At 67.6% G+C, this 16,694-nt stretch carries 20 protein-coding genes; 13 read left to right on the top strand and 7 right to left on the bottom strand.

The features are described from left to right. Window positions 1-38: 38 nt before the first annotated feature. The 10 genes from J0J01_RS01260 (at window position 39) to J0J01_RS01215 (ending at window position 8,511) form a co-directional block, all read left to right on the top strand. Window positions 39-686, top strand: a complete 648-nt coding sequence (locus J0J01_RS01260; RefSeq protein WP_296378313.1) for an HAD family phosphatase — start codon at window positions 39-41, stop codon at window positions 684-686. Continuing rightward, complete coding sequence (locus J0J01_RS01255) at window positions 683-2,107, top strand: NAD(P)/FAD-dependent oxidoreductase (protein ID WP_296378312.1); 1,425 nt, start codon at window positions 683-685, stop codon at window positions 2,105-2,107. Before J0J01_RS01260 ends, J0J01_RS01255 begins: the two co-directional genes overlap by 4 nt. A 12-nt stretch (window positions 2,108-2,119) precedes the next feature. Continuing rightward, on the top strand, window positions 2,120-2,332 hold the full coding sequence (locus J0J01_RS01250) for a twin transmembrane helix small protein (RefSeq protein ID WP_296378311.1): 213 nt from the start codon (window positions 2,120-2,122) through the stop codon (window positions 2,330-2,332). Window positions 2,333-2,334: 2 nt separating this feature from the next. Next, window positions 2,335-2,922 (top strand): cob(I)yrinic acid a,c-diamide adenosyltransferase, encoded by a 588-nt coding sequence (locus J0J01_RS01245; protein ID WP_296378470.1) that lies wholly within the window; start codon window positions 2,335-2,337, stop codon window positions 2,920-2,922. A gap of 170 nt (window positions 2,923-3,092) precedes the next feature. After that, on the top strand, window positions 3,093-3,842 hold the full coding sequence (locus J0J01_RS01240) for an electron transfer flavoprotein subunit beta/FixA family protein (protein WP_296378310.1): 750 nt from the start codon (window positions 3,093-3,095) through the stop codon (window positions 3,840-3,842). Window positions 3,843-3,844: 2 nt separating this feature from the next. Next, window positions 3,845-4,792, top strand: a complete 948-nt coding sequence (locus J0J01_RS01235; RefSeq protein ID WP_296378308.1) for an FAD-binding protein — start codon at window positions 3,845-3,847, stop codon at window positions 4,790-4,792. Between the two features lie 17 nt (window positions 4,793-4,809). Further along, window positions 4,810-5,685, top strand: coding sequence for a 3-hydroxybutyryl-CoA dehydrogenase (locus tag J0J01_RS01230; RefSeq protein ID WP_296378307.1), 876 nt, complete (start codon window positions 4,810-4,812; stop codon window positions 5,683-5,685). Between the two features lie 16 nt (window positions 5,686-5,701). Beyond that, window positions 5,702-6,496, top strand: coding sequence for an FkbM family methyltransferase (locus J0J01_RS01225; RefSeq protein ID WP_296378306.1), 795 nt, complete (start codon window positions 5,702-5,704; stop codon window positions 6,494-6,496). Further along, complete coding sequence (locus tag J0J01_RS01220) at window positions 6,493-6,939, top strand: hypothetical protein (protein ID WP_296378305.1); 447 nt, start codon at window positions 6,493-6,495, stop codon at window positions 6,937-6,939. The genes J0J01_RS01225 and J0J01_RS01220 overlap by 4 nt, the downstream gene beginning before the upstream one ends. A gap of 84 nt (window positions 6,940-7,023) precedes the next feature. Next, complete coding sequence (locus tag J0J01_RS01215) at window positions 7,024-8,511, top strand: M81 family metallopeptidase (RefSeq protein WP_296378304.1); 1,488 nt, start codon at window positions 7,024-7,026, stop codon at window positions 8,509-8,511. On the opposite strand, the gene J0J01_RS01210 is transcribed toward J0J01_RS01215, so the two are convergent. From J0J01_RS01210 to J0J01_RS01195, 4 genes are read right to left on the bottom strand one after another with little or no spacing between them, the layout of a single operon-like run. Further along, a complete protein-coding gene (locus J0J01_RS01210) occupies window positions 8,486-8,971 on the bottom strand; it encodes an ATP-binding protein (RefSeq protein ID WP_296378303.1) in 486 nt (161 codons plus the stop codon). The two genes, J0J01_RS01215 and J0J01_RS01210, sit on opposite strands and share 26 nt — an antisense overlap. 3 nt (window positions 8,972-8,974) lie before the next feature. Next, on the bottom strand, window positions 8,975-9,400 hold the full coding sequence (locus J0J01_RS01205; RefSeq protein WP_296378302.1) for a YqaA family protein: 426 nt from the start codon (window positions 9,398-9,400) through the stop codon (window positions 8,975-8,977). Continuing rightward, window positions 9,400-10,113: an SDR family oxidoreductase gene (locus J0J01_RS01200; RefSeq protein ID WP_296378301.1), complete on the bottom strand. Its 714-nt coding sequence runs from the start codon at window positions 10,111-10,113 to the stop codon at window positions 9,400-9,402. The genes J0J01_RS01205 and J0J01_RS01200 overlap by 1 nt, the downstream gene beginning before the upstream one ends. After that, window positions 10,106-10,843, bottom strand: coding sequence for a hypothetical protein (locus tag J0J01_RS01195; RefSeq protein ID WP_296378300.1), 738 nt, complete (start codon window positions 10,841-10,843; stop codon window positions 10,106-10,108). The genes J0J01_RS01200 and J0J01_RS01195 overlap by 8 nt, the downstream gene beginning before the upstream one ends. Window positions 10,844-10,903: 60 nt before the next feature. Here J0J01_RS01195 and J0J01_RS01190 point away from each other — a divergent pair, with 60 nt between their 5' ends. After that, window positions 10,904-11,341 carry a VOC family protein gene (locus J0J01_RS01190; RefSeq protein ID WP_296378299.1) on the top strand — a complete coding sequence of 146 codons (438 nt, stop codon included), beginning with the start codon at window positions 10,904-10,906 and terminating at the stop codon, window positions 11,339-11,341. A 191-nt stretch (window positions 11,342-11,532) separates the two neighbouring features. Here the strand turns inward: J0J01_RS01190 and J0J01_RS01185 are convergent, their stop codons facing one another. Together J0J01_RS01185 and J0J01_RS01180 are read right to left on the bottom strand one after the other, a co-directional pair. Next, a complete protein-coding gene (locus J0J01_RS01185) occupies window positions 11,533-12,864 on the bottom strand; it encodes a Rieske 2Fe-2S domain-containing protein (protein WP_296378298.1) in 1,332 nt (443 codons plus the stop codon). A gap of 13 nt (window positions 12,865-12,877) precedes the next feature. Further along, the gene (locus tag J0J01_RS01180; RefSeq protein WP_296378297.1) at window positions 12,878-14,227 is read right to left on the bottom strand and encodes a CoA transferase; all 1,350 of its coding nucleotides are present in this window, start codon (window positions 14,225-14,227) and stop codon (window positions 12,878-12,880) included. A 186-nt stretch (window positions 14,228-14,413) separates the two neighbouring features. On the opposite strand from J0J01_RS01180, the gene J0J01_RS01175 reads away from it, so the two are divergent. Beyond that, window positions 14,414-14,590: a hypothetical protein gene (locus tag J0J01_RS01175; RefSeq protein WP_296378296.1), complete on the top strand. Its 177-nt coding sequence runs from the start codon at window positions 14,414-14,416 to the stop codon at window positions 14,588-14,590. On the opposite strand, the gene J0J01_RS01170 is transcribed toward J0J01_RS01175, so the two are convergent. Beyond that, window positions 14,574-15,119, bottom strand: a complete 546-nt coding sequence (locus J0J01_RS01170) for a TlpA disulfide reductase family protein (protein ID WP_296378294.1) — start codon at window positions 15,117-15,119, stop codon at window positions 14,574-14,576. The two genes, J0J01_RS01175 and J0J01_RS01170, sit on opposite strands and share 17 nt — an antisense overlap. Before the next feature lie 38 nt (window positions 15,120-15,157). On the opposite strand from J0J01_RS01170, the gene argH reads away from it, so the two are divergent. Beyond that, window positions 15,158-16,570: an argininosuccinate lyase gene (gene argH, locus J0J01_RS01165; RefSeq protein ID WP_296378293.1), complete on the top strand. Its 1,413-nt coding sequence runs from the start codon at window positions 15,158-15,160 to the stop codon at window positions 16,568-16,570. Window positions 16,571-16,694: the final 124 nt, after the last annotated feature.

Raw genomic sequence — 16,694 nt, 5'->3', positions numbered from 1 at the left:
GCCATGAGATCCTTCGCTTCGCTCAGGATGACAGGGTTGTGCTGGTAATCTTCGATTGCGACGGCGTGCTGGTCGACAGCGAGCCGCTCGCTAACAAGAGCTTTTCGGCAGCGTTGAGGCCGCACGGCCTCGACTGGACCGTCGAGGAGACGATGCGCCGGCTGATGGGCCGGTCGCTCAAGTCGTGCGTCGAGATCTGCGAGGCCGAGCTCGGCCGCAAGCTGCCCGACGACTTCGTCGAGAAGATGCAGGAAGTGACCTACCGCAGCTTCCGCGAGGCGCCGCTGCAGCCGGTGCCCGGCGTGAAGGACGCGGTCGTGGCGTTGCAGGAGGCAGGGCTCGCGACCTGCGTCGCAAGCTCGGGCTCGCCGGAGAAGATGGAATTCACCCTGGGCCTCACCGGCCTGTGGGAGCTGTTCGACGGCCGCATCTTCAGCGCCAGTCAGGTGCCGCGCGGAAAACCGTTTCCCGATCTCTTCCTGCATGCCGCGATCGCGATGAACGAGCAGCCGTTCGACAGCATCGTGGTCGAGGACTCCGTGCCCGGCATCCAGGCCGCACGCTCCGCTGGCATGCGGGCGCTGGCCTATGCCGGTGCGCCCTACGCCGATCGCGAGAGTCTTGCGAAGGCGGGCGGCACGCTGTTCGACGACATGGAGCAGCTGCCGGGGTTGTTGCTGTCATGACCGCGACCGGCTCCTGGTCGATGGGCGCCGGCACCGCCGAGCGCGTGATCGTGGTCGGCGCCGGCATGGCGGGCCTGGTCGCGGCGCGGCTGCTGCACGACTCGGGTTTCACCGTGACCGTGCTGGAAGCGCGGGCGCGCGTCGGCGGCCGCACCTGGACCGACGAGTCACTGGGCGCGCCGCTCGATCTCGGCGGCTCGTGGGTGCACGGCGTCGACGGCAATCCGCTCGCCCTGTGGTGCGAGAAGCTCGGCATTGCCCTGGTCGAATCGCAGGGCGATCGGCTGCTGATCGATCCGCGTGCCAAGGTGAAAACCCGCGACGGCCAGCGCAAGCGCGCCGTGCTGGGCCGCATCGCCTTCAAGACGGCGATGGAATGGGCGAGCTGGAAGAGCAAGGCGATGACGGCGGCGCGCGGGCCGCGCTCGATCTCGGTGAAGGAGGCGGTCGATCCGCTGCTCCACGCCTCGTGGCTGCCGGAGATCGACCGGCTGGTCATCTCGACCTTCATCGAGGGCAGCGAGGGCGTGCAGGGTGCGCCCTACGACGCCGTCGCGGCCGAGGAATGGTTCCCGACCGAGGGCCTCGACCGCAACGCACAGCCCCGGGGCGGCTTCGTCGGCCTGACCGAGGATGCCGCGCGCCAGCTCAGCATCCGGCGCAGCGCCGCCGCCGAGCGCATCGTTTGGACCGACCGCGGCGTCACCGCGATCCTGCAGGGCGGCGAGAGGATCGAGGCCGATCGCGCGGTGATCGCCGTGCCGCTCGGGCTGTTGCGCGCCGGCCTGCCGGCGCTCGACCCGCTGCCGCCCGTCGATCAGCAGAAGGCGATCGCCACCCTGGGCTATGGCGCCGGCATCCTGGGCAAGATCTACCTGCGCTTCCCCGAGCGCTTCTGGCCGGAACAGCCGAAATGGTTCGGGCGTTTACCCGACAGTCCCGACCGGCGCGGCACCTTCAACACCTGGGTGAGCCATCACCACGAGACCGGCCTGCCGATCGTGCTGAGCTTCTCCAACGGCGCCACCGCGGCGCGCCTCGACCGCTCGGCCAGCGACGAGGAGGTCAAGGAGGTCGCCATGTCCTCTCTGCGCAAGATGTTCGGCGACAAGATCCCCGAGCCGGTCGGCATGCTCTATCCGCGCTGGCTGTCCGACCCGTGGTCGCGCGGCGGCTATTCCTATCCCGGCGTCGGCAGCGCGCCGGAGGACCGCAGCGTCTATGCCCGGCCGCTGGGCAGCCGGGTGTTCTTCGCCGGCGAGGCGACCGAGCCGGTCGAGTATGGCACCGTGCATGCGGCCCTCTGGTCGGGCGAGCAGACGGCCGAGGCGGTGTTCCGGGCCGCTACCGGCGTCGACGCCTCGCGCGAGATGCGGCCGTGGGCCAAGGCGCGGCTGGGAGCGGGACGGCACAATGGGTGATAGAGTCCGACCATGCACACCGCCAACACCATCTTCTTCATCCTGGTGATCGTCTCGGGCCTGGCGACGCTCGGCGCGCTGTTCGCCGGTCTGGTCAGCATGAGCCGCGGCCCGACCAACAGCCTCGAGCGCGCGCGCGGCAGCAACAAGCTGATGTGGTGGCGCGTGCGGCTGCAGTTCCTGACGATCATCTTCATCCTGCTGTGGTGGATGACCAAGGGCTGACCATGGTCAAGCTGACGCGCATCTACACCAAGGGCGGCGACAAGGGCGAAACCTCGCTCGGCCGCGGCGAGCGCGTGGCCAAGCACGACCTGCGCGTCGAGGCCTACGGCACCACCGACGAAGCCAATGCGGTGATCGGCTTGGCGCGCGCCGCGATCGAGCGCACGGTACGGGACGATGCCCTGCGCGCGCCTGTCGACGACATGCTGAAGCGCATCCAGAACGACCTGTTCGACCTGGGCGCCGATCTCTGCACGATCGAAGGCAAGGCGGGCGAGCAGGCGCTGCGTATGCTGCCGTCGCAAACCGAACGGCTGGAGAAAGAGATCGACGCCATGAACGCCGAGCTGGCTCCGCTCACCTCGTTCATCCTGCCCGGCGGCAGCGAGGCGGCGGCGTGGCTGCATCTCGCGCGCACCGTGACGCGCCGTGCCGAGCGCTGCATGACCGCGCTGGCGGCCGAGCAACCGGTGAGCGCCGAGGCGATCAAATACATCAACCGCCTGTCGGATCATCTGTTCGTGCTGTCGCGGAAGCTCAACGACAATGGCGGCTCGGACGTGCTGTGGGTGCCCGGGGCGAACCGCTGATTCGTTGCGACTGCGTCTTGTAAATCGTTGAAAGTATTCACAAAACGCTTTCACCCTGCGATTTTGTGCAGTGCGCCATAGCCTTGACATCATCGGCGGAACGCCCCTACACGAAATCCCCTTCGCCGGACGGTGTGTCCGGCCCTCACTCACCGAGCAGGCTCCACCCGATGAAAGTGCTGGTCGCGGTCAAGCGGGTCATCGACTACAACGTCAAGATCCGCGTCAAGGCCGACAAGACGGGCGTCGAGACGGCAAACGTCAAGATGTCCATGAACCCCTTCGATGAGATCGCCGTGGAAGAGGCGATCCGCATGCGAGAGAAGGGGGCCGCGACCGAGGTCATTGCCTTCTCCGCCGGACCGGCCCAGTGCCAGGAGACGATCCGCACCGCGCTCGCCATGGGCGCCGACCGCGGCATCCTTGTCCAGACCGACGCCGAGCTGCAGCCGCTGGCCGTCGCCAAGCTGCTCAAGGCCGCGGTCGACAAGGAGCAGCCCGGCCTGGTGATCGTCGGCAAACAGGCGATCGACGACGACTCCAACGCCACCGGCCAGATGCTGGCCGCGCTGCTCGGCTGGTCGCAGGGCACCTTCGCCAACAAGCTGACCGTCGCCGACGGCTCGATCGAGGTGAAGCGCGAGGTCGACGGCGGCCTCGAGAACATCAAGCTCAAGATGCCGGCGGTGATCACCACCGACCTGCGCCTCAACGAGCCGCGCTACGCCTCGCTGCCCAACATCATGAAGGCCAAGAAGAAGCCGATCGAGACGCTGGCGCCGGACGCGCTGGGCGTCGATGTGGCGCCGCGCCTCAAGGTCCTCAAGGTCGAGGAGCCGCCGAAGCGCAAGGCCGGTGTGAAGGTGAAGACCGTCGCCGAGCTGGTCGACAAGCTGAAGAACGAAGCGGGAGTGATCTGACTATGGCCGTTCTCGTTGTCGCTGCGCATGACAACAAAGCCGTGCGCACCAATGTCGCCAACGCGGTGACCGCCGCGGGCCAGATGGGCTCCGACGTCGCCGTCCTGGTCGCCGGCAAGGATTGCGGCGAGGCCGCCAAGTCCGCCGCTGCGATCGCCGGCGTCGCCAAGGTGCTGCAGGTCGAGGACGCGGCCTACGCCAACTGGCTGGCCGAGGACCTCGCGCCGCTGGTGGTGAAGCTGGCGCCGAACTACAGCCACGTCGTCATGGCGGCCGATTCGGTCGGCAAGAACCTGGCGCCGCGCGTCGCGGCGCTGCTCGACGTCGGCCAGATCTCGGAGGCGATCCAGGTCGTCTCGCCCGACACCTTTGTCCGGCCGATCTATGCCGGCAACGCGATGGCGACCGTGCAGAGCGCCGACAAGGTCAAGGTCGTGACCGTCCGCCCGACCAACTTCAAGGCGGCGGCGGGCGGTGGCCAAGATAGCGCTTCTGCGGCGATCGAGCAGATCGGCGGCGAGGGCGGCAAGGGCCTGTCCTCCTACGTCGGCGCCGAGCTGTCCAAGAGCGAGCGGCCGGAGCTCACCTCGGCCAAGATCGTCGTGTCGGGCGGCCGCGGCATGGGCAGCGGCGACAACTTCAAGATCCTCGAGGCCCTGGCAGACAAGCTGGGCGCCGGTCTCGGCGCCAGCCGGGCTGCGGTCGATGCCGGCTACGTCCCCAACGACTACCAGGTCGGTCAGACCGGCAAGGTGGTCGCTCCCGACCTCTATATCGCCGTCGGCATCTCCGGTGCGATCCAGCATCTCGCCGGCATGAAGGACAGCAAAACCATCGTGGCCATCAACAAGGACGAGGAAGCGCCGATCTTCCAGGTCGCCGACTATGGTATCGTCGGCGACCTGTTCCAGATCGTGCCGGAACTCACCGCCGCGGTGGACAAGAAGTAGCGCTGGAGTAGCCCGTCATGGAGATCAAGCGCATCGGCGTCATCGGCGCCGGCCAGATGGGAAGCGGCATCGCCCATGTCTGCGCGCTCAAGGGATTCGACATCCGCCTGATGGATGTCGACCAGCCGCACCTCAACTCGGGTGTCGAGGCCATCAGCCGCAACATGGACCGCCAGATCGGCCGCGGCATGATCCGGCCGGAGGACAAGGACGCCGCGCTCCGCCGCATCCAGACCGGCACCGACTTCAAGCAGTTCGCCGAGTGCGACCTGGTCGTCGAGGCGGCGACCGAGAACGAGCAGGTCAAGCGCGACATCTTCAAGAGGGTCTGCGAGGGCCTGCCGCCCAACGTGCTGCTGGCGACCAACACCTCGTCGATCTCGGTGACGCGCCTGGCGTCGGTCACCGACCGCCCCGGCAAGTTCATGGGCATGCACTTCATGAACCCGGTGCCGCTGATGGGCCTGGTCGAGCTGATCCGCGGCATCGCGACCGAGGAGGAGACCTTCCGCTCGGTGCGCGACGTCGTCGTTAAGCTCGACAAGAAGCCGGTCAATGCCGAGGACTTCCCGGCCTTCATCGTCAACCGCATCCTGCTGCCGATGATCAACGAGGCGGTCTATGCCCTGTACGAGGGCGTCGGCAACGTCGAGGCGATCGACACCGGCATGAAGCTCGGCGCCAACCATCCGATGGGCCCGCTCGAATTAGCCGACTTCATCGGCCTCGACACCTGCCTGTCGGTGATGCAGGTGCTGCACGAGGGTCTGGCCGATTCCAAGTACCGGCCGTGCCCGCTGCTGGTGAAGTACGTCGAAGCCGGCTGGGTCGGACGCAAGGTGAAGCGCGGCTTCTACGACTATTCCGGTGAGCGTCCCGTCCCGACGCGCTGAACGCGCGATCCCGTAAATGATCGCGATCCCGCGAAGCATCGCGCGGATCCCGCTGCTGCGAGGACTCGTCCGGGTGGTATTGGCCGCCTGGGCGAACGTCTTCTACGGCCGCTACCTCGTCGAGCGCCGGCAGGGGCTGACCCTGCTGCTCGACCGCAGCAACGCCGTCGACTGGCTGCTCCATACTTCCGGTACTTGGGAGCCGGAAAGCGTCGAGCGGCTGTTCGCACTGGTCGAGAAAGAGCGGACCCACTGCCCCGACGGCGCGGTCTTCCTCGATATCGGCGCGCACTGGGGCTTCTACGCTCTGCTCGCCCATCGCAAAGGCTGGTTCGAGCGCATCGTCGCCTTCGAGCCCGACCCGGCGAACTACGCGCAGCTCCAGGCCAACCTGTTCCTCAACCAGGCGAGCGCCGCGATCGAGGCGCTGAAGCTCGCCGCCAGCGACCGCGAGGCGACCTTCGGCCTGCGGGTCGACAGCCGCAACCGCGGCGGCACGCAGCTCGTGGCGGCGGGGCGCGACACCGTCACCTGCCAGGCGGTGCGGATCGACCAGCGGCTCGACTTCGCGGGCAAGCTCCTGGTGGTGAAGATGGACGTCGAGACCCACGAGGAGGCGGCGCTCGACGGCCTGCTCTCCCTTCTCGCGAAGAACCATTGTGTTCTGCAGATAGAGGTCTGGACCGGGGCGGAGTCGCGGGACGATGATCGGCCGCGACGGGTGATCGAACGGCTGGCGCGGCTCGGCATCCGGCATGTCGACACGTTCGACAGCGACTATTTCTTCGTCTCGGAGCGGAGGGGCAAATGAAACGGAGGCTGTTGGTTTTGACGGCGGCGGCGTTCCTGCTGCCGATGGCGTCGGCCGACGCCCAGTGGGTGTTCGTGGCGCGCAAGGCCGCGCAGCGCATCCATCACATGACCGAGGGCGGTGTCGGCGGCCAGCCGGGCTACGACTTCGCCTCGGTGGTGCTCGAGGCGCCGGCCGATCGTGTGTTCAAGATCGCGCACGAGCGCGCCCAGAAGAACCACCAGGTCCGCATCCTGATGGCTGACCCCGTCGCCCGCCGCCTGCAGGTCGCCGAGGGCGACCGCACGGCGACGCTCAACGTCGTCGAGCTGAGCGAAGGTGTCTCCCAACTCCTGATCGCCGGCCGATCGCGGCCGAACGAGCCGGCCGCTTCCTCGCAGATCGTCGCCGCCGTGATGCGCATCTGCGCCGAGCTGGGCAAGACCTGCGAGCTCAGTCGCTAACGTCTTCTCATGCTCTTCCGGACCGCGGGCCTCCAGGCCCGCGGTCCGGAAGACAAGACGCAGCCCAGCCAGTAACGTCCTGCCATGACCCAGCCGATCCGCATTGCCGTCCTCAACTTCGCCCACGAGACGGTGACGTTCCTTTCGAACGACACCACGCTCGCCGACTTCGTCTTCGAGGGCTCGCCGGCCAAGGGCGAAGCGCTGCTCTCCTGGATGCCGGGTTCGTACATGGGCGGCTTCGTGAAGGTGGCACGCGAGCACGAGGGCGTCGAGTTGGTCGGCATCGAATCGCCGCTGTGGCCCAAGACCGGCACCGGCTCGGGCTGGATCACGAACGAGGCCTACGAGCATTTCCTCGGCCGCCAGATCGCCGAGCTCGAGGCCGGCGGCAAATGGGACGGCGTCTATCTCGCCCTGCACGGCGCGATGGGCGTGCGCGGCGTGCCGAGGCCCGAGGCCGACATCGCCCGCCGGGTGCGCGAGGTGGTCGGCCGCGGCGCCTTCATCGTCGGCACTTTCGATCCGCACGGCAACGAGGACGAGGAGTTCCTGAAGCAGGCCGACATGGCCTTCTGCGTGAAATACTTCCCGCACTACGACGACCGCCTGCAGGGCGAGCGCGCCGCCCGCATGCTGATCCGCGCCATTCGCGGCGACTACAAGCCGTCGACCGTCACCGTGAAGGTGCCGATCCTGGCGCCGAGCGTCATGCAATGGACCGGCGCGTCGCCCTGGATGGATCTGGTGCAGCGCGCGCTCACCTGGGAGGCGCGCGAGCCCGACCTCTACGTCAACGTCTTCTTCAGCTTCGCCTTCGCCGACGTGCCCGACGTCGGCATGACCATCGAGGCGATGAGCAACGGCAATCCCGAGCTCGCGCGGAAGGCAGCAGACGACATGGCGGCCTGGGCGTGGCGTCGCCGCAAGGACCTGTTGAGCACCGCCAAGGTCCATCCGATCCCCGAGGGCGTGAAGCTCGCCAAGGAGGCTCACGCCCGCGGCGACTGGCCGGTAGTGCTGGCCGACCATTCAGACCGCTCGGGCTCGGCGACCTGGATCCTTCAACAGGTGATCGCGCAGGACCTCAGTGACGTGATGATCGCCACCATCGCCGACCGCAAGGCCGTCCAGGCGGTCAAGGCCAAGGACCTGAAAGCCGGCGACGCCTTCGACATGGAGATCGGCGGCCTGGCCGACGAATCCGCCGGCGCGCCGGTCCGGGTGAAGGGCACGATCGCGCTGGTCGCGCACGCCTTCGGCCGCGACTGGGTCAGTGTCGCCTTCGGCAAGAACAATCTCGTCGTCCTGAGCGAGTACCTGACGCAGATCATGTACCCGTCCGACATCGCGGGTTTCGGCGCGGACAAGTTCAAGGTCTTCGCCATCAAGTCGCGGGTGCACTTCCGGCGCGGCTTCGACGATTCGGGCTTCGCCAAGACCATCCTGCTGGTCGAGCCCGAGCAGCCGTTCCTCGGCACTGTGCGGCTCGACGCGCTGCCCTACAAGAACGTCGACGTCACCAAGTTCTATCCTTTCGGCGACGTCAGCTTCCCGTCCCGTGGACGATGAGCCTGAAGCCCTCGTCGCGCGTCGGGGCCGCGTAGTGGCGGGTGAACTGCTCGTACTCGGCGTCGCTCACCTGGAACGGATGCTCGCCGGAGCTGTTGCGCTGGCGTAGCCGCTGCTTGCAGATCGCGTCGGGCGTGTCGAGCACGTGCAGCTCGTGGTCGACCCTGGCCAGGTCGATCAGTTCCTTCATCCAGGCGCGCTGCTTCACGGTGTTGGCCGGGAAATCCAGCACCACCGACAGGCCCTTGCCCAGGATGGCGACGATGTGCGGTGTCATCGCCGCCCGCAGCCGCGCCGAATACTTGCCGTAGTCCTCGATCGTCTTGAGGTCGTCGGCGAACAGGGTCGAGGTCCAGTGATCCTCGCTGATCAGGAGCGTCTGCGGCCGTGCCGCGAGCTCACGCGCCAGGGTCGACTTCCCGGAGCCGATCTTGCCGGAGAGGAGATACAAGGTAGGCATGGCCTAGGATAACCCCAACGTCACGGCGATCACCGCCACATATCGTCCGACTTTTGCGATCGTGACCAACGCCAGGAAGATCGGCAGCCGCTCGCGCAGCACGCCGGCGACGACCGTGATGGGATCACCGATGATCGGCGCCCAGCTCAGCAGCAGCGACCACCGTCCATGGCGGCGATACCATCGCGCCGCGCGGTCGAGGGCCGGACCGCTCGCCGGAAACCAGCGCCGGCTGCCGTAGCGGTCGATGGCGCGGCCCAGGACCCAATTGATCGTCGATCCCAGGACATTGCCGACGCTCGCGACTACGAGGACCAGCCACGGCGAATGGTCCGAGAGCAGCATCGCCACTACGGCCGCTTCCGACTGCAGCGGCAGCACGGTCGCCGCGGCCAGCGCGACCAGGAAGAGGCCGGCATAGGCGAGCACTAGAACATCGTGCGCGTCGGCGTGATCGCGATGTCCCTGATGCAGATGTGCGGCGGCAGCTTCCAGCAATAGAGCAGGATGTCGGCCGGCTCCTCGGCGGTCATGAAGTCGGGATTGCCCAGGCCCTCGCGGTACTGCTTGAAGGTGATGCCCATGCCGGCGTGGATGTTGGTGCGGATGTAGCCGGGCGCCACGTTGATCACCCGCACGCCGTTCCTGCCTTCGGCCTGCTGCAGCGATTCGGAGAAGGCGCGCACGCCGTACTTGGTCGCGGTATAAGTGACGGCGACCGGCGCGGTCTTGCGGTCGCTGACCGAGCTGATGTTGAAGATGGTGCCGCTGCCGCGCGCCGACATGTCGGCCAGCACCGCCTTGGTGCCGTTCAGCACGCCCTTGAGGTTGACGTCGATCTCGTGCGCGAACGCCGACGGCTCGACCTGCTGAAACGCGCGCGCATCGGCGAGCCCGGCATTGTTCACCAGGCAGGCGGTCTTGCCGAACCGTGCTTCGGCGCCGCGGATGGCGTGCTCGAGCGCGTCGTAGTCGGCGACGTCGGCCTCGGCATAGGCGGTGCAGTCGGCGGGCAGGCCGTCGACCGGCTTCATGTGGCGGGCGATCAGCAGCAGCGCATGGCCCTCCCTGGCGAAGGCTTTCGCAAGCGCCAACCCGATGCCCGAGCTCGCCCCGGTGACGACGACAAGGGGTTCAGCCATCGAGCAGCCTCCCGTAGCCCTCGATGCGGTCGTCGATGCCGGCCAGCCGCAGCGCATGCCACAGCGTCGCCTGCGTCGAGGTGATGACCGGCTTGCCGAGCTTTTGCTCCAGGCGATCGATGACCGTGTGCGAGCGCGTGTTGAGGCAGGTCATGATCAGCCCGTCGGCCCGCGGGTCGAAGCCGCGCATGCCGAGATCGAACAGCGTGTCGGGGGAGGGCTCGGCCAGGGCAAAGCCGTCGGTGATGCCGAGGCAGGCGCCGCCCACGACGGTCAGACCGGCGTCCGAGAAATAGCGGTGCTCGGCGTCGTCGACTTCCTTGGTGTAGGGCGAGACGATGCTGACCGTCGAAACGCCGAGCGCCTTGGCCGCGGTCAGGATGGCATGCGCCGCGGTGGTCGAGGGCGTTCGGTGCTCGTGCTCGATCTCGGCGCGCAGATGGGCGTCGTAGGCCAGGCCCTGCACGATCGAGGAGGCGGTGCAGCCATAGGCGATCGCGTCGGGGAAGACGCTGGAGAGCTGACGGATCGCCGCCTTGCCCTCGTTGCGGTCCATCTCGATGAAGGTCTCTGGCGTGGTCGCCGGCGGGATGAACATGCGCGCCGCGAAAATGCTCACGCCGTCGGGCGCGACCTTCTGCGCCCAGGGCTCCATGACCGTGTTGACGCTGGGCACGACGATACCGATCCGTGCCCGCTGTCCGTCGCCTTCGAGGTGTCGTCTCGCCATGGCTGCATCCTGCGGCTAGGATCGTCTCAACATCAAGACTGCAGAACGCGGAGGAATCCCATGGCGATCGAGATTCTGGAGATCCATCACACCGGCGTGCGCATCGACGCCGGCGCGAACAAGCTCTCCGACACCGAGACCTTCTACAAGAGCGTGCTCGGCCTCGCGCGCGACGAGAAGCGGCCGACCATTCCCGGCATCCCCGGCGCCTGGATCAACGTCGGCGAGGTCGGCCAGATCCACCTGATCGGCGGCGACCAGCCCTCGCCGGTCGCCAAGGGCCCGGGCGAGGACCCGACGCGGCCGCACATCGCCTTCGCCGTGAAGGACATCGTGACGACCCGCAAGGAGCTCGACCGCATGGGCGTGCACTATTGGGTGATCGAAGGGCTGACCAGCCCGGATTCGACCCAGGTCTTCATGAACGATCCTTGCGGCAACATGGTCGAGCTGCACCAGGTCGACAAATGCCGCTGCCGCGCGAGCAACCGCGCGTGATGAAGTGCTTTCCTCCCCTTCGCGGATTCCGCGAAGGGGAGGTGCCCGCGTAATCGCGGGCGGAGGGGTCATGAGCCGCAGTCTGTGACTCATGACCCCTCCGTCGCCTCCGCCTTTTCGAACTTCGTTCGAAAAGGCGCAGACGGCGACACCTCCCCTTGCCGGCCTCCGGCAAGAGGAGGAAGGCTGATCTACTCCGCTGCCCTCGCGGGCACGGCGCTCGGATGCAGCGCTGCGTCGAGGCGGTGCTTGTAGACCTCCTGCCACGCGCGCTGGTCGTCGCTGACGAAGTAGCCGCTGCGCGCGCCGTGATAGAGGCTGGCGTCCTCGATGCCGGGCGGCAGTGTGCCGTCCTCGCGCAGGGCGCGCGAGGCCCGCAGCAGGCGGCGACGGGTGCGGGTGATCATCTGGTCCGACGGCCCGAGATGCTCGAAGGTGTGGTCGACGATCGACCCCATGCTCTCGGTGATCGCCTGGTCCTGCAGGTGGATGCCGTCGATGCCGCTGTAGATGCGGTTGGTGCGCTGCGCCTCGCGGTCCAGGCCCCAGTCGTTGGCGGCGTTGTCGGCCATGCGCCAGCGACCCATCCAGCCGGTGGTGTTCGGCAGCAGCCGGTTGCCGCGGCTGGTGCCGCCGATCGGCGTGCCGTCCTTGTAGGCGGGCTGCGGCAGGCTCATCGCGCTGTTCGCGCGCTTCCACCAGAGGAAGACGTACATGCAGTTGTTGTCGTCGATCGGCACCCAGCCGCGCGCATGGGCGTGGCTGTCGAACTCGCCGTTGGGCGCCTGGGTCCAGAACGGCAGGAGGAAGTTGGCGAAGCGCCAGTAGGTGCGGCCCTGTCCGGCCGAGCGGAAGCCGGCATACTGCGTGCCCCACGGCGCATCGGCGACATGGAACTCGGGCGCGCGGTTGGTGACGGTGAAGTAGAACGGCTCGCTCTCGTCGAGCCGGCTCGCATCGGCGTGGCCGCCATGCAGGTAACCGAAATGCGCGGTGTCGATCTCGCCCTCGATCGCCTGCAGGTAGTTGCAATCGCGCTGGATCATGCCGACGTTGATCTCGTCGTCCGGCGCATCGAGGATCTGGAAGGCGGGCAGGGGCGGCGCCTCGCGCGCGCCCATGTAGACCCAGACGACGCCCGCGCGCTCGACGGCCTGGTAGGCCCTGGCACAGACCTTGTGCTTGAAATCCTGGTGCGCGGGCACGCTCGGCATGTCGATGCACCGGCCCGAGGTGTCGAATTTCCAGCCGTGATAGAGGCAGCGGATGCCGCCTTCCTCGTTGCGGCCGAGGAACAGCGAGGCGCCGCGGTGCGGGCAGCGATGATCCATCACGCCGACCTTGCCGCCGGTGTCGCGGAAGGCGATCAGCTTCTCGCCCAGCAGCATGAAGCGCACCGGCGGGCCGTCGCGTTCGAGTTCCGATGATTTCAGGGCCGGCATCCAGTAGAGCCGCATCAGACAGCCCATCGGCGTGCCGGGGCCGGTCTGGGTCAGTTCCGCGCCTTCCGCTGCGGTCGTCATGGCGGCCTCCTGTTCAGTTGGGCCAGACGGGACGGTGATAGCCTAGAGGAACCGACGGCCGCGCCCAACAGGCCGGCGTCTCGGAAAGCTGTACAGCCGGTCTGAGATGACGGAGCGGCCCCGACGGCGTCTCGGTCACCATCGACCAGCGCGCGAGCTCCTCCTGGGTGAACTCGGCCGGGATGCCCTTGAGCGCGCTCTCCGGCACCTCGCCGAGATCGACCAGCCACTTGCCGACCTGGGCGAGCGAGATGCGCACCAGCCAGCTGCCGCCCTGCTCGGCGCGGCGGGCCAGCGCGATCATGGCGCCCGTCGCCATCAGATAGCCGGTGCAATAGTCGATCGCCGACAGCGGATAGAATTGCGGCCCCGCATCCTTGCCGGGGAATAGGGCGCCCTGCCGGGAGGTAATTCCGCTGACTGTCTGCACCACGGTGTCGAAGCCGCGGCGCGACGCCCAGGGACCCTTATGACCGAATGCCGACAGCGAGACGTAGACGAGGCCGGGCCGGAGCTTGACCAGCTCCTCGGGCGACAGGCCGCGCGAGCCGAGCGTGCCCGGCCGGTAGCCCTGCGAGAAGACGTCGGCCTGCTGGATCAGCCCGCGCAGGGTCTCGAGCTGCGCCGGGTCGCGCATGTCGAGCTGGGCCGACAGCTTGCCGTGGCCGGTGTCCCATTCCTGGTAGCCGAGGTTGGGCAGGTGCGCGGCGGTGATCTTCATCACCTCGGCGCCGTGCTCGGCGAGCGTGCGGGCGCCGGTCGGCCCGGCGAGCACGCGGGTGATGTCGACGACCTTGATGCCGCTGAGCGGCCGGTCGCCCCTGGGGAGAGGCTCGACCGGCGCATCGCCGATCTTCTCGATCTCCATCAGCGGCAGGGAGGCGATGGCGGCGGCTTGCGGGTGCGTCTTCCATTCGTCGGCCGAGCGCACCATGCCGCCGGCGCCCTTGCCGGCGATGATCGCCTCCTCGAGGTCCTGCGCGTTCCAGGTCGCCACGGCCTTGGCGACGGCGGCGCGACTCTCCTCGGTCACGCCCAGCACCTTGAGCGCAGCGGCCCGGTGGTTGGGGAAGTTGGTGTGGAGGTAGCTCCAGCGTCCGCCCTTGGCGGGGTAGGTGCCCATGACGCTGTGACGAGCATGGCTGAGCTCGCCGTCGCCCAGCTTCATGTAGGTGCCGCTGCGCATCGACGCCGTCGCCTGGCGCACATCGACGGCGACCTGCTGCAGGCGACCGCTGCGCATCTCCCAGAGCTTCGCGGCGGCGAGGCCGGCGGCGGCGATAGTCGCGGCACCGGCGACGCCGACCTTGAACGGCGTCGGTACGGTCGGGTCTGTTCCGCCGCTGAATGTGACGTTGGTCACGCTTCCGGGCCATCCGGTGGCGGGAAGGATGCGATCGAGGGCTTCTTTGGGCGTGGTCATGACCCACAGCCTAGCGATTCTTGGCGCAGGTGAAACGCACGAAACGCGAATCCCCCGTTACACAATCTGCGGGAAACCGGCGCTTCCTAGAAGGCTGAACCCATGGCTCCCCTCCTCAGGTGCTCAATGTATCAGGTGATCGGCGCCGCGTTCTGGCTGGCGGCAGGCATCTTCATCGGCAACGGCGATCCCATCGTCGGTTTACTGGCCGTGCTGTGCGGTATCGTCTGGATCGCCACCATGCCGGCCGTCGAGACCACGAACTCGCCGCGCCGTTCGCGGATGCTCATCCGCCTGGAGTAGCCGCCTTCATGAGGGCAAGGGCCTCGGGCTTGTCCCAGTCCGCCTCGCCCTCCAGACGGCCGATCTCGCGGCCGTCGGGATCGATCAGCACGGACGTCGGCAGCACCGAGATATCGAGCGCCCCCATCACCTTCTTGCCCTTGTCGAAATAGATGCCGAGGTTGGCGAGCTTCTTGTCCTCGTAGAACGGCGCCACCTTGCGCCGCGTCGGCCCGTCGAGCGACAGCGGCAGGACGGCGAACCTGTCCTTGCCCATCTCGGCCTGCAGCTTGTCGAGGCTCGGCATCTCCTTGACGCAGGGCGCGCACCAGGTCGCCCAGAAGTTCAGCAGCACCGTCTTGCCCCTGTAGTCGGCAAGCGTCAGCGGCTTGTCGTCGGCATCGGTGAAGGCGAGGTCGCTCAGCGGCTTGCCCTCCTTGGCCAAGGCGAACCTGGCTACCGTGCCGGTGAGCTGCTCAGGCCCCAGCCTGGCTAATGCGGGGATGGCAAAAAAAGCCGGGGCTGCAGCCAGTAAGAGCCTGCGGCCCATGAGGAAATCGGTACGCGGATGTGCCATAAGCCCGATTCATGGCACGGAAGACGACCAACAAAAAGGCAGCCCCGAACACGATGTGGGGAGGTCGCTATGCGCTCGGTCCCGCCGAGATCATGGAGAAGATCAACGCCTCCATCGGCTTCGACAAGAAGCTCTACGCCCAGGACATCGCGGGCTCGGCAGCGCATGCCGACATGCTGGTGGCGCAGGGCATCCTGACCGCCAAGGACGGCCGCGCCATCAGGCAGGGCCTCGCCCGCATCAAGGACGAGATCGAGCAGGGCAAGTTCAAATTCTCGACCAAGCTCGAGGACATCCATTTCAACGTCGAGCAGCGGCTCACCGACCTGATCGGCCCGGCGGGCGGCCGCCTGCACACCGCGCGCTCGCGCAACGACCAGGTGGCCCTCGATGTGCGCTTGTGGACGCGCGACACGGTCGACCGGCTCGAGGCGATGCTGCGCGATTTGCAGGCCGCGTTGATCGACCGTGCAGAAGAGTACGCGTCGACCATCATGCCGGGGTTCACCCATCTGCAGACGGCGCAGCCCGTCACCTTCGGCCACCATCTGCTGGCCTATGTCGAGATGTTCGGCCGCGACCGCAGCCGCTTGCGCGACTGCCGCGAACGCATGAACGAATCGCCGCTCGGCGCCGCGGCGCTCGCCGGCACGCCGCATCCGATCGACCGCCATCGCACCGCGAAGGCGCTGGGCTTCGACCGGCCGATGGCCAACTCGCTCGATGCCGTGTCGGACCGCGACTATGTCGTGGAGTTCCTGTCGGCCGCCTCGCTCTCAGCCGTTCACCTGTCGCGGCTCGCCGAGGAGATCGTGATCTGGTGCTCGGCGCCGTTCCGCTTCATCGCCCTGTCGGATGCCTTCACCACCGGCAGCTCGATCATGCCGCAGAAGCGCAATCCCGACGCCGCCGAGCTGATCCGCGGCAAGGTCGGCCGGATCATGGGCGCGTTCGTGGCGCTGTGCACGCTTCTCAAGGGCCTGCCGCTGACCTACGGCAAGGACATGCAGGAGGACAAGGAGCCATTGTTCGATGCCGCCGACTCGATCGAGCTCTGCGTCGCGGCGATGACCGGCATGATCCGCGACCTCAAGGCCAACCCGGCGCGCATGCGCGCCGTCGCCTCGGCCGACTACTCGGTTGCGACCGATCTCGCCGACTGGCTGGTGCGCGAGGTCGGCCTGCCGTTCCGGCAGGCGCATCATGCGACCGGCGCGCTGGTGGGGAAGGCCGCGGCCAAGGGCGTCGATCTCGACAAGCTCTCGCTGGAGGAGATGCAGGCGATCGAGCCCCGCATCACCAAGGGCGTCTACAAGGTCCTGACGGTCGAGGCCTCGGTCGCCGCCCGCAAGAGCTACGGCGGCACCGCGCCGGCCAGCGTCGCGCGCGCGGTCAAGGACGCGCGCAAGAGGTACTTGTCATGAGCCGCAAGAGCTTTCCTCCCCAGTCATCTGGGGAGGTGTCAGCGTCTTACGCTGACAGAGGAGTCATGAGCTTCAACCGGGGTGCTTATGACCCCTCCGCCCCCGATTACGGGGGCACCTCCCC

Source organism: Reyranella sp. (genome assembly GCF_017305915.1).
Classification (GTDB): Bacteria; Pseudomonadota; Alphaproteobacteria; order Reyranellales; family Reyranellaceae; genus Reyranella.
Note: the sequence above shows the minus strand (reverse complement) of the source record. Positions and strands in the feature narration are given on the sequence as shown.

Coding starts and splice junctions, on each gene's coding strand:
- J0J01_RS01210 (WP_296378303.1), bottom strand. CDS start 8,971: ATGCCTACCTTGTATCTCCTCTCCGGCAAGATCGGCTCCGGGAAGTCG.
- J0J01_RS01195 (WP_296378300.1), bottom strand. CDS start 10,843: ATGGCGAGACGACACCTCGAAGGCGACGGACAGCGGGCACGGATCGGT.
- J0J01_RS01240 (WP_296378310.1), top strand. CDS start 3,093: ATGAAAGTGCTGGTCGCGGTCAAGCGGGTCATCGACTACAACGTCAAG.
- J0J01_RS01170 (WP_296378294.1), bottom strand. CDS start 15,119: ATGGGCCGCAGGCTCTTACTGGCTGCAGCCCCGGCTTTTTTTGCCATC.
- J0J01_RS01215 (WP_296378304.1), top strand. CDS start 7,024: ATGACCCAGCCGATCCGCATTGCCGTCCTCAACTTCGCCCACGAGACG.
- J0J01_RS01235 (WP_296378308.1), top strand. CDS start 3,845: ATGGCCGTTCTCGTTGTCGCTGCGCATGACAACAAAGCCGTGCGCACC.
- J0J01_RS01175 (WP_296378296.1), top strand. CDS start 14,414: ATGTATCAGGTGATCGGCGCCGCGTTCTGGCTGGCGGCAGGCATCTTC.
- J0J01_RS01250 (WP_296378311.1), top strand. CDS start 2,120: ATGCACACCGCCAACACCATCTTCTTCATCCTGGTGATCGTCTCGGGC.
- J0J01_RS01200 (WP_296378301.1), bottom strand. CDS start 10,113: ATGGCTGAACCCCTTGTCGTCGTCACCGGGGCGAGCTCGGGCATCGGG.
- J0J01_RS01255 (WP_296378312.1), top strand. CDS start 683: ATGACCGCGACCGGCTCCTGGTCGATGGGCGCCGGCACCGCCGAGCGC.
- J0J01_RS01185 (WP_296378298.1), bottom strand. CDS start 12,864: ATGACGACCGCAGCGGAAGGCGCGGAACTGACCCAGACCGGCCCCGGC.
- J0J01_RS01245 (WP_296378470.1), top strand. CDS start 2,335: ATGGTCAAGCTGACGCGCATCTACACCAAGGGCGGCGACAAGGGCGAA.
- J0J01_RS01230 (WP_296378307.1), top strand. CDS start 4,810: ATGGAGATCAAGCGCATCGGCGTCATCGGCGCCGGCCAGATGGGAAGC.
- J0J01_RS01225 (WP_296378306.1), top strand. CDS start 5,702: ATGATCGCGATCCCGCGAAGCATCGCGCGGATCCCGCTGCTGCGAGGA.
- J0J01_RS01190 (WP_296378299.1), top strand. CDS start 10,904: ATGGCGATCGAGATTCTGGAGATCCATCACACCGGCGTGCGCATCGAC.
- argH (WP_296378293.1), top strand. CDS start 15,158: ATGGCACGGAAGACGACCAACAAAAAGGCAGCCCCGAACACGATGTGG.
- J0J01_RS01220 (WP_296378305.1), top strand. CDS start 6,493: ATGAAACGGAGGCTGTTGGTTTTGACGGCGGCGGCGTTCCTGCTGCCG.